Genomic DNA, 12,469 nt, shown 5'->3' with positions numbered 1-12,469 from the left:
ATAATGAAGTTGCATGGCCGCCATAGGAGCCTATTAGCAGTTTGCCTAATTCTTGGAACATCAAAAAGCTGGGGGGTGAGTTTTGATACCTCTTTACTCGCTGGTGATTCCGCGAAATCCGATCTGTCTCGCTTTTATGAAGAGCAAAGCATGCCAGCGGGTACACAAGAGATGGATGTCTTTATTAATGGCGATTGGAAAGGCCGTTATCCTTTTATATTTACAGACTCTCACAACCGTATTTTTCTTAGTAAACGCGAAGCTGGACTTTTAGGGATCAAATTACCTGAAACATCGGATGAAGAGCAGGAATATACATTAGAACAATTGGTGCAAGGTGGTAGCTTTAATGTCGATATCAGTACATTAAGCATCAAAATGTCTATTCCACAAAGCTTTCTTTTGCGCAACGAAGTGGGCTATGTTCCTCCCGAATTTTGGGAAGAGGGTATCCCCGCAGCCATGCTTTCATATAACGCGACTTACTATAAAACAAAGAATAAAAATGGTGATAAATCATCGAGTGATGATCTCTACGCGGGTTTTGAATCGGGGCTCAATTTTAGCTCTTGGCAATTTCGCGATAGCAGCTCACTCCGAAAACATTCAGGTGATAGCTTAAAATGGGAAAATAATACACGCTATCTACGCAAAGCTTTACCATTATATCAATCCAATTTTATTGCAGGTGATTTTTACTCCCAGGGAACACTATTTGATTCAGTGCGAGTTCGTGGCGTTTCTCTCGCCTCAGACATTAATATGCGCCCCACTTCACAACAAGGCTTTGCCCCGATTGTTAGAGGTGTCGCTCAAACTAACGCCCTTGTCAAAGTCATACAAAACGGCAGTATTATTTACCAAGAAAACGTGCCACCAGGGCAATTTACCATCGATAATATTCAGCCAACGGGGTCGGCTGGCGATTTGTTAGTGATCGTAAAAGAAGCCAACGGGCAAGAACAATCCTTTACGGTTCCATTTTCTGCCGTACCGGGGATGTTAAAAGAGGGGGTAAGTAATTATGCCCTGCTCGCTGGTAAGGTGAACCAAGAAAATGGTCACTATCAGCCCAAATTTCTCCAAGGCACCTTCGAATATGGTTTTAATAACCTAATCACTGGCTACACGGGGGTGATTGCAAGTGAAGATTATCAAGCTTATCTGCTCGGCTCTGGTTGGAACTTACCTATTGGTGCTGTTTCTCTCGATATCACACATGCCAATACTCAATTACCTAATGACACGCAGAAAGGCCAAAGTATGCGAGTGTCATACAGTAAGTTTCTCAATACAACAGCTACCAATTTCACCTTAGCCGCCTATCGCTATTCGACCAAAGGCTATTATAGTTTCAGTGATTCGATTCATGCCCATGAAGGTTATCGTTTATATCAGGAAACTTTAGAAAAACAGGCCACAGAGACACTGCCTCATCGTGAATTACCTGCTTTCGATATAAATACGTGGGATTCTATGCGTGGGGTTCGTCCAAAAAATACCTTCACGATCAATTTAAATCAGCGCTTACCTGAAAACTGGGGAACCTTCTACGTTTCCGGCTCCCAACGTGACTATTGGTCGACTACCCCAACAACCCGCGAGTACCAACTAGGCTACTCGAATGCGTATTCAGATATCAGCTATTCACTGTCCGCTAGCCGAGTACGAGATGGTAAAGGCGAAGAAGAAAATCGCTACTATATTTCAATCAGTTTACCTCTGTCTGTATTTGATAATGATATATGGGTCAGCACAGGCCTTACTGCTACCGATTCTCACTATCAACAAAGTACCGTTTCTTTAAGTGGTACGGCTCTGGAAGCAAACCGATTGAGTTATTCACTTTCCGGCAGTAATCAGCAAGGTGGCCAAAACATGGCAAGCGCCAATGTGGCTTATCGCTCAAATGTTTCCACTATTGGTAGTTCACTCAGTGAATCTAATGACTACCATCAAACTGGGCTGAGTGCACGCGGCAGCTTAGTCGCTATACCTTGGGATATACTCGCATCTAACGAAATCGGCAATACAATGACCATCGTCAAAGCGCCCCATGCACAAGGCTTAATGGTGAATGGCGACCAAAGTATCGTGACCAATAAAGAAGGACTGGCATTAGTACCTTATGCAACGCCATATCGTAAAAATACGATTATGCTTTCAAATACAGAAAATACACAAGGCGCTGAAGTTATCGGCAATATGGCAAATAGCGCACCAATCGAAGGTTCAGTGAATTTAGTGAAATTCAAAACCGATACGCGCACCTCTTGGCTCAGTCGTGCATTACGACAAGATGGCAGTGCATTACCTTTCGGCGCAGAAGTAACTGACCTTCAAGGAGAAGCGATTGGCTATGTAGGGCAAGCCAGTGTGCTGTATTTAAAAGCAGAAGCTTTTCCTAAGTCGGTCATTATTCGGTTAAATGAGGGTCACTGCACCATTCATAACTTACCAGACAACCTTGACGGCCCCACTGGCGTTTGCCAATAACGAGATGAATGTCATGATGCGATCCTATCTTTTTTTAATCCTAATTCTCTTTAGCGGCTATAGTCAGGCAATTTGCCATGAAAGTGGCATAAGCTATGCTTCGCCAATTAGCATTGATTTGTCGGATAAACTCACCCCCGCCACCCCCGAGTGGACAACGACCATATCGACACAGTACTCAGGTAGCTTTAATTGTTCCACCCGCCAAAGCGAATTTGGTTATACCAAAATCCTGAATACTGACAACCAATATGCAACCATTTTGAGTTTTATGAATGGGAAATATCATGTCAGGGCACAAATCATTAATGATATTCCGAATAAGAAACTGAATAAATCAGGTCGTCACTCTGCTTCTGAGTTAAATACACCAGTGACGATTAAATTTACGCTTGAACCAAAACAAGGCACGCTCATTGCCGGTGATACCGTCCATTTACATGATATTCTCTTCGTCACAGATTTAAGCGGAATGTCAATTTTTGATATTGTGCTATGGCCCGTTAAACAACTTCTGAAAATCCTACAATGGTTATTTAACGGTTTTAACTGGCCCTATGATGACCGTGATATGTTCGGTCAGCCACTAATATTAAAATATGCACCAAAATTAACTACCTGCGCTTTCCAAAATGCGGGGCTTGTTGTCACATTACCAACATTAAGCCGCCATCAAGTCATTAATGGAAACCAAGCTGGCTATACACCGTTTTCATTGAATATGCGTTGTGAGAACCTTGGGGGCGCAAATAATACGGCAGAAAGAGCGATCGATGTCTTTTTATCTAGCAATAATCTGCTTAGCTCAGATAATACGGTCTTGATTGATAAAACAGCCAATGCCGCACAAGGTATCGGGCTACGCTTAGTTAAAACTAATGCGCCAAATACCCCTGTGGTGATTTCACAAAATCCAAACTCCCGAGGTAATGCAACGTCGCTGTTTTACGTAAATGCAGGAGGCCAACTGGAACCGCACTTTAGTATTCCAATGGCTGTTTACTATTATGCATGGGATCCTCAGCGAGCAACCCAAGGCACCCTCAAAACTACGGCGACACTCAATATTGTCTACCCGTAAGCTTCAAAAGATAAGAGCGCTAATCGTTAGCGCTCTTATTGTATTTAACTTACGCTTTACTACCAAAAGGCGGTTTTGCAAACCAGACGGTGATAATCAGTCCAATAAACACCCATCCACATAACCAAAAGATTTCATTGGCCGCAATGATTAATCCTTGGCTAGTGATCTCCTGCGCAATAAAGCCCGATGTCTGCTCATGACTTAAGCCATGTGCCGCCATCTCTTTATACATCTCTAGCGATTCAGGGTTATAGTCAGTGATGTATTCCGTTAACTGGCTATGATGGAGCGACTCTCTATCACTCCACATCGTGGTTGTGATTGATGTTCCTATCGAGCCTGCAAGAGTACGGAAGAAGTTTGCAAGACTTGACGCCGACGCCAATTTTTCAGGGGGTAAACCTGACAGTGTTAACGTCGTCAGTGGCATAAAGAAGCAAGCCACAGCCATCCCTTGCACTAACTGAGGCCAAACTACGGCAGAAAAGCCCATACTTGGTTCAAAGGTATATGCCCGCCAGAAGAAACAAATCGCATAGAATACAAAACTAAATGTCACTATCCAGCGAATATCAAGGAAGTCTGACAATTTCGCGACGGGGGCAGAGAACAAGACGGGCAATAACCCTATCGGCGCAAGGGCTAACCCCGCCCATGTTGCCGTATACCCATAGACCTCCTGCAATAACTGGGGCAAAAGAACGATAGCACCAAAGTAGGCCATATAGGCTAAGCTAACGGAAATCGTGCCTATCGTGAAGTTACGTGATTTAAATAGTGCAAGCTCAACAACTGGGTTTTTGTCTGTTAGTTCCCAAATAACCAAAAAAACCAATGCTATCGCTGAAATTACCGCTAATGTGACAATTTCATCAGAGGCTAACCATCCTAACTCTTTCCCCTTATCCAACAGGACCTGAAGGCAACCAACACCCACTGACAATAATGCCAAGCCAATCAAATTAAACGGGACATTGACTACTTTCGATTCCATTCCTTTAAGGATAATAGAGCCCACAATAACCACAAAAATACCCAGTGGAACGTTCATAAAGAAGATCCACCCCCAATGGAAGTTATCACTAATATAACCACCAAAAATAGGGCCAAACACCGGGGCTAAAATGATCGTCATTGACCAAAATGCCAATGCCATATTTTGCATTTTAGGGGGGTAGCAACGCATGATCAGACTTTGTGAAAGGGGGATCACCGGCCCCGCAACAGCACCTTGTAAAACACGAAATAAAATTAACATGCCAAGGCTATCAGAGAAGCCACAAAGTAATGAAAAGATGGTAAATAAAGCGGTTGCCCATATAAAAACACGGACTTCACCAAACCGTTTAGCAAGGAACCCAGAGATCGCAATGGAAATGGCATTAGAAACACCAAATGAGGTAATCACCCATGTTCCTTGTGACATTGAAACACCGAGATCACCAGCAATGGTTGGGATGGCAACGTTAGCGATTGTCGAATCCAGCACCTGCATAAAGGTTGCAAGTGACAATGCAATCGTTGCCCATACCAGCTTTGAGCCCTTTAGTGGTTGAATATCTGCCACAGCCACTCCTTTCGGGCTAATCCGCGTTTTCGTTAATAATCGTGTCGATCACCGAATCGACATCCGCCAGCTTTAACACCAGCACATCACTTTCAAATGCTGGCGTGTCACGCTGAACCTCTGCTAACACAGGGCCATTTTGATCTTTAATATCAATCGTTGCATTCATTGATAGCCCAATACGCAACGGATATTTGGCAACCTGTTCAGGGTCTAGCTCTACACGGACAGGCAAACGTTGTACCACTTTAATCCAGTTACCTGTTGCATTCTGTGCAGGTAATAAAGAGAAAGCACTCCCCGTTCCCATATCCAAACCAGCCACCTTACCGGTATACACAATATCATCACCATAAAAATCACTGGTGAGTGTTACTGGCTGCCCTATGCGCACCTTTTCTAATTGTGTTTCCTTAAAGTTCGCATCCACCCAAACGGGTTGAGCTGGCACAATAGCCATCAAAGAGCCTTGCGGACCGACTTGTGAACCGACTTGCACATTACGACGCGAAACATAACCTGTGATAGGGCTTTTCACCTCTGTACGTTGCAAAGTAATCCATGCGTTGCGCACATTATCTGCGGCTTGTTGGATTGCCGGTTGTTTTCTCAACTCGGTATTGCGCAATAGTGCTTGGTTCGCATTATATTGCTGAATGGAGATATCTAAGGCTGCTTGCGCCAACTGCACCGCTTCTTGGGAGTGTTGTAAATCTTCTTTAGAGATAGTCCCACTTCGTCCTAAAGCGGCGCGGCGTTGATAATCTTTCTGTGCTTGCGCAAGTGAGATACGATTTTTTTGGATTTGCGCTTGGTATTCATCACCATTAATGTACAGCTCTTTGGTTTTGCGCACCGTGGTTGCGAGGTCATGTTTTGTCTGCTCGTAGGCTAGCCGTGCATTGGTTTTATCCAGAACCACCAGCACATCACCCGCTTTAACCAAATCGGTATTTTCAAAATTAACCTGAGTCACATTACCTGTAGTCTGCGCAACAATAGGTACTTGCACACCGGAGACATAAGCATCATCAGTATATTCTTGAAAACGTAATACCAAAAACCAATAAGCACCATAAGCAACAAACAGTAGAACAATAATAATTGAAGCAATTACCATCCAGACTTTTCTACGTTTTTCATTCTTCGTTTTTTGATTAGTTTCGGTTGAACTCGTTGGTTGATCCATAATAACTCTCTGGGTCTCACACTTTATTAATCACTACCCTTATATTTACGGACTAATGCTAATAAAGCAATAGAGAATTCCATTTAACAATATTAATTTTTAGTTTTGTCATTAATTAATGTTTTATATTTCACATCAATAAATGACAGTAATATTTAATCAAGAGCATCCGAAATTGAAAAGCATTTTAACGCATAGATTCAACTAGTTATAGATGTTGACTTTTTAGCACCTAGATTTATTATCATAAGAAACAAAACCATTTCCAATTCATCTATTTTTGATGACTTTACTTCAACACCAAGCAGCTTTATTGTTTTATCGCTATATTAAAATATAAAACATTCCTAATTTGATAGTTATTGACTTATCTCAATATTTTTATCAAATGAAATTGTGGACTATTATTTTGTATCATTGAAAAGATAAATAATAACAAATAGCGCTCGTTTTAACGCTACCTTTAGCATCTAAAAGTTAATCATGAAAACGATAATATAAGGCGGCTAGCTGCGACTGATTTCATTCAGGAGAGGTGATGAAAGAGAGAGAAAAACCATCAGAGCAACAACTGATCATCGATCAATTATTTGCCGGACATTATCGTGACCCTTTTGCTTTCCTTGGTATGCATCAACAAGGAAAAGTTACCTATTTTCGAGTCTTACTCCCAAATGCTCAAGAGGTCACCGTACTGGATAGGTTGACCGCAGCCCCCGTTGTGCAACTATCACGCCTTGATGAACGCGGCTTTTTTTCAGGCGATGCAACAGACTTAGACGCTAATTTCACTTATATTTTGCAGGTTAACTGGGGCAATTCACAACAGGTTATTGAAGATCCGTACCGTTTCGGCACATTACTACACGATGCAGATACCAAAGGCCTCCAGCGTACTTTCTCATTTGAAACACTCGGTGCGCATGTACGCCAAGTGGGTGATATTACAGGTACGCATTTTTGTGTTTGGGCACCGAATGCCCAACGAGTCTCTGTCGTGGGCGCTTTTAACTTTTGGGACGGTCGCCGATACCCCATGCGCCATCATCCCGAAAATGGCCTTTGGGAAATCTTTCTTCCCGCGATTCAGGCAGGTACTCACTATCAATATGAAATATTAGATGCAAAAGGCGAAATACAATTAAAATCCGATCCTTATGCCTTTCGCAGCCAATTACGACCAGATACGACATCAATTGTTTCCCTGCTTCCAAAACAGCGCCACCCCACAGCACAGCAAATCCAATCGAACCAACGCAATGCCCCTATCTCTATTTATGAGGTTCACCTTGGTTCATGGCGGCGCTCAGCCAATAACCATAGTTGGCTCACTTACCGAGAACTGGCAGAAACATTACTTCCCTATGTTAAAGAGATGGGGTTCACCCATTTAGAAATATTGCCTATTAGCGAACACCCTTTTGATGGCTCATGGGGCTATCAGCCATTAGGTATCTACTCCCCTACCAGCCGTTTTGGGTCGCCGCAAGATTTGATTGACTTTGTTGATGAAGCACATCGATTAGGTATTAATGTGATCCTAGATTGGGTGCCCGGCCATTTTCCTTCGGATAATAGTGGGTTAGCCAATTTTGATGGTACGCCACTCTATGAGTATGCTGACCCAAAAGAAGGTAAGCACCGCGACTGGGATACTCTGATCTACGACTACCGCAGTCACGAGGTACGCCAGTTTTTATCCGATAATGCCGTCTATTGGGTAGATCGATTTGGCTTCGATGGCTTACGCGTTGATGCTGTTGCATCGATGATTTATCGCGATTATAGCCGCCCTGACGGCGAATGGATTGCAAACGAGTATGGTGGCAATATTAACCTTGAGGCCGTCAGTTTCTTACAGCATACCAACGAATTACTTCACCGTATCCAGCCTAATGTATTAATGGCCGCAGAAGAGTCGACAGACTTCTCTGGGGTGACATTGCCACCATCCCTTGGCGGGCTTGGATTTAACTACAAATGGAATATGGGGTGGATGCATGACACGTTAAGCTATTTACAGCTAGACCCTATCGCCCGTAAATACCACCATAATAAAATGACATTCAGCGTGATGTATGCGTGGAGTGAAAACTACATATTGCCTCTATCTCACGATGAAGTTGTTCACGGTAAAGGTTCCTTATTGCGCAAAATGTCAGGCTCACCTGACCAAAAATTTGCCACGCTACGTGCTTATTATGGGTTTATGTGGGCGCACCCAGGTAAAAAGCTGCTGTTTATGGGGGGAGAAATCGCACAATGGCGTGAATGGGATCATGATGGGGAGTTAGATTGGCATCTGGTGGATATTCCTACCAGCCCGCATGCTGGTGTTCAACGTCTGATCAGAGATCTCAACGTTACTTATCGCAGTACACCCGCCCTGTACGATAACGATCACAATGAAAGTAGTTTTGAATGGGTGATCGTCGACGATCACGATAATTCGGTTTTTGCATTTATTCGCTACGCCGAAAATGGCGACCCGCTGCTTGTAATCAGCCATTTCACTCCAGTAACGCGAGCAGATTACCGCATTGGTGTCAGGCTACACGGTCAATATCAAGTCTTATTAAACACAAATGATTCACGCTATGGGGGCAGCGATAAGCATCCTGTTGCTCCTATTTCCAGCCAGCCAATCAAGGCACATGGTTGCCAGTATTCTATTGCATTGACGCTGCCACCGTTATCAACGCTATATCTGACCATAAAGCCAGCCACAAAGAAAAATAAGGAGTAAAAAATGAAAGTATTACATGTTTGTGCCGAGTTTTTTCCTTTATTAAAAACAGGTGGACTGGCTGACGTTGTTGCGGCACTCCCGCCCGCTCAGCGGCAACATGGTGCAGATGCGAGAGTCTTAGTGCCGGGTTTTCCTGCTATTATCAATCAACTTGCTGATAAACAAAAAGTCACGACCCTTAACACATTCGCAGGGGAAGTGACCTTATTTTATTGTCTATATAACGATACGCCATTATATCTTATTGAAGCACCGCACCTTTACCAACGAGAAGGTAGCCCCTATCACGATGGTTATAACAATGCCTATCAAGATAACTATCGCCGCTTTGGATTATTAGGTTTTATCGCCGCTGAACTCGCCAGAGGCTGTGACCCACTATGGCAAGCCGACATTGTGCATGCTCATGATTGGCATGCTGCCCTAGCCTGTGCCTACCTTGCAGCCTATGGCTACCCTGCCCGCTGTATGTTCACCATCCATAATATCGCTTACCAAGGGCTATTTTCACCCCATCATATTCATGAACTGTGGTTGCCCCCTGAGTTTTACAACGTTGATGGAATGGAGTTTTTTGGTCAACTCTCATTTATGAAAGCAGGGCTATTTTATGCCGATCATACTAACGCCGTTAGCCCGACCTATGCCAAAGAGATCTTAAATCCGCATTATGCTTATGGCCTCGATGGGCTTTTAAATCGGCTCAACCACGAGCAGCGCTTAAGTGGTATTTTAAATGGCATAGATACTGAAGTCTGGTCACCTTCAAGTGATGCCTTAATTGCGCAAAAATACAGTGAGCGTAGTGTAAAAAATAAGGTAAAAAACAAACTGGCTTTGCAACAATCCCTCGGCCTTGCGCAACAAACGGATAAACCGCTCTTTGCTGTTGTTAGCCGAATGACCCGCCAAAAAGGTTTGGATCTGATCTTAGAAATCTTACCGGATCTACTGAGTTCTGGTAGTCAGTTTGTTTTACTTGGCAGCGGCGATCACGACCTCGAAAATGCCTATCGCCATGCTCAATCACAATATCCAGATCAGGTACGCGCGATTATTGGTTATGATGAGCCATTATCCCACCAAGTCATTGCAGGTGCAGACGTATTAATGGTGCCAAGTCGTTTTGAGCCATGTGGCCTGACACAGCTCTACGCGCTACGTTATGGCACGTTACCACTCGTGCGCAACACTGGTGGCCTAGCCGATACCGTGACAGATTGTTCATTGGAGGCGATAAAACGCAAAGAGGCAACAGGCTTTGTGTTTAATGAGAGTCATGCCGCCGATCTTAAATCCGCAATCGACCGCGCGTTAGCTTTGTGGGATTCTCCAGCACAATGGCAACAGGTCCAAAAAAATGCAATGGCAAAAGATGTGAGTTGGCAAAAGTCGGCGGAGGCGTATTTAAATATCTATCGAAGAGTGCTGGGGCGATGAATTCTAGGCCCTGTGAATAATTCTATATATTTGCCTATTTATAAAAGGTGGTCGTTCAAACGATCACCGAAATCAATAAATTTAAATGTTAGAGAAATTTCCATCATGCGGAATAGTATTCTCAGGTAATTCGGCTACTACTTAATATTGCAAGCAGTTTCTCTTTAGCAAATTAAAGAATATTATTCGTTTAATCTTATAGTGTGCTAATACCGGTTGATATTCATTTTCCAGATAAAAAAACGCTTGACGTTCGCTACTTTGAATAATTTTTTTGTTTTTTGACGTCAGCTTCATGACATTACCCATTTTAAAAAGCGGTATATTAACCGCCTATTGTTCATGATTAAAATAGCTTATTGATAACTTGCAGCTCGGGATTAATCGTAATGAGATCATCAATCATTTGGTCATAAATAGCAGGCCTATTTTGTTTCCAACCCACCATATCTGGGCGGTGATCAATCGCCATTGGCGTTTTTAATAGCGGATGATCAATAATGGGTGTTGTCAACCCATGGCGAGCACGGAAATTTTTTACGGCTTGGTATTCAAACGGCCACGCTAATAAAATTTCCATGTCTATTTCATAGCCTGTTGAGCTTTGTTCATTCTCATTATCTGCAAATAATGCAGACCATTCGATATGCTTGTCACATAAAGTAATAAGCCATTGAGCGACAACATCGTGATTTTCATTATACAATGCTTCTTGGCAGAAACGTTGATAGAAGGGGTCAATAGGAATTCCGGCGCTTTCCCAATCTATTGTTTGGTTTTTCTCGCTTGCCAGCATTTCAATCGCTAGGACACCTAATTTCTGTGGTCGAGTGTACATAGGGAGTGATTCTGCCATTTTACCCGATTGAATACTTTCAATAATTTTATCGTAGCAAAAGTGCCCTATTCGAAAATCATTACAGGCGAAATCCATTAATAAAATTTCACCTTGCTCCGCTAAATTGAGAAATAATTCCTCTCTATTTTTTGTCATAAGATAATTTAATACAAACAGTATATTCTTATGGTAAAAAAAACGCTCAAATTCATAAGGTGAATCATTATCATTTTTGTATATTCTTCGCATGTATGTTAGTGCAATACTTGATAAGTAAGACTCTAGTAAAACTTCATAACGAATATAGCGTTCTGAGTTACTTAACCCATGTAATTCATCTAGACTATCTATAGTTTCGCTATATATAATTTTATTAATCTTTGCAACATCATTATTTGAAGAGTTAACTAAATTCTCTATATATTTAATTACTTTATTTGTTCGATTCATTTTTCCAAATCCTCAGCGATGAAAAATTCAGTGTATTTACTGTTATGTGAAGGATTAAATTCATTATCTAAACCTACTGTTATTTTATAACCAACTACCTGACACTTTTTCATACTTAATTTAATTTCTTTTAGTATTCTAAATTCTTTTCTAGTTAAAGAGTAATCATTATCACCATGAAATAAAGAGCGCGTTCAGCTAATTCAGTATGGCGTCTGATATTTTTTTATAGTCTACTTGTATTTCTGTAAGCTTTCCACTTAAAGGAGTTGCATTTGGACCAAACTTATCCTTCATCGTCGTTTTGATTTCAAACGTAACCCACTCAGGTGACGGTGACTCAATTTTGCAAATGAAATCATCTTCATAATCATTCATTATTTAAAGCTAACATACTGACTAACAACTGTATTCACTCATTCTTTATTGTTTTAACCCCATTGATTACAACACCCCGCTCAAGATACTTTTTTACTACTTGCTTAATCCACTGCGACAAGCACACACCCACCAAAGCAACCACAAGCCACTTTGTGACCTTCAAGTGCGACGGGAATTTCGTTGATTTTCATTAAACCGTCGCCCTCGACGATAGCACCTGTTGTTTTACACGAAGGGCAATAAACCGAGTCGCCCACACAGGCGACTTCTTGGAC

Annotated in this window: 8 protein-coding genes; 4 read left to right on the top strand and 4 right to left on the bottom strand. The window is 42.2% G+C overall.

Annotated features, from left to right (window positions below):
- Nucleotides 1–3 precede the first annotated feature (3 nt).
- Both PR709_RS10890 and PR709_RS10885 read left to right on the top strand, forming a co-directional pair.
- Nucleotides 4–2,496, top strand: coding sequence for a fimbria/pilus outer membrane usher protein (locus tag PR709_RS10890; protein ID WP_004923428.1), 2,493 nt, complete (start codon nt 4–6; stop codon nt 2,494–2,496).
- Nucleotides 2,497–2,509: 13 nt separating this feature from the next.
- Nucleotides 2,510–3,577, top strand: coding sequence for a fimbrial protein (locus PR709_RS10885; protein ID WP_040132675.1), 1,068 nt, complete (start codon nt 2,510–2,512; stop codon nt 3,575–3,577).
- A 49-nt stretch (nt 3,578–3,626) separates the two neighbouring features.
- On the opposite strand, the gene PR709_RS10880 is transcribed toward PR709_RS10885, so the two are convergent.
- Both PR709_RS10880 and emrA read right to left on the bottom strand, forming a co-directional pair.
- Nucleotides 3,627–5,147, bottom strand: coding sequence for a DHA2 family efflux MFS transporter permease subunit (locus PR709_RS10880; protein WP_014657040.1), 1,521 nt, complete (start codon nt 5,145–5,147; stop codon nt 3,627–3,629).
- 16 nt (nt 5,148–5,163) lie between these two features.
- Entirely contained in the window at nt 5,164–6,336 is a 1,173-nt protein-coding gene (emrA, locus tag PR709_RS10875; protein WP_272570890.1) for a multidrug efflux MFS transporter periplasmic adaptor subunit EmrA, read from the bottom strand.
- 538 nt (nt 6,337–6,874) lie between these two features.
- Between emrA and glgB the strand changes: the two genes are divergently transcribed.
- The gene (gene glgB / locus PR709_RS10870) at nt 6,875–9,082 is read left to right on the top strand and encodes a 1,4-alpha-glucan branching protein GlgB (RefSeq protein ID WP_004923415.1); all 2,208 of its coding nucleotides are present in this window, start codon (nt 6,875–6,877) and stop codon (nt 9,080–9,082) included.
- A 3-nt stretch (nt 9,083–9,085) separates the two neighbouring features.
- Complete coding sequence (glgA, locus tag PR709_RS10865; protein ID WP_004923412.1) at nt 9,086–10,525, top strand: glycogen synthase GlgA; 1,440 nt, start codon at nt 9,086–9,088, stop codon at nt 10,523–10,525.
- Nucleotides 10,526–10,871: 346 nt separating this feature from the next.
- Here the strand turns inward: glgA and PR709_RS10860 are convergent, their stop codons facing one another.
- Together PR709_RS10860 and PR709_RS10855 are read right to left on the bottom strand one after the other, a co-directional pair.
- Nucleotides 10,872–11,813, bottom strand: a complete 942-nt coding sequence (locus PR709_RS10860) for a hypothetical protein (protein WP_004923406.1) — start codon at nt 11,811–11,813, stop codon at nt 10,872–10,874.
- Nucleotides 11,814–12,295: 482 nt separating this feature from the next.
- The coding region (locus PR709_RS10855; RefSeq protein WP_272570898.1) for a PAAR domain-containing protein at nt 12,296–12,469 on the bottom strand (174 nt) is incomplete at its 5' end.

It is taken from the genome of Providencia sp. PROV267 (genome assembly GCF_028477825.1).
In the GTDB taxonomy this organism is placed as follows: Bacteria; Pseudomonadota; Gammaproteobacteria; order Enterobacterales; family Enterobacteriaceae; genus Providencia; species Providencia stuartii.
This window is presented reverse-complemented; position numbering and strand designations above follow the sequence as displayed.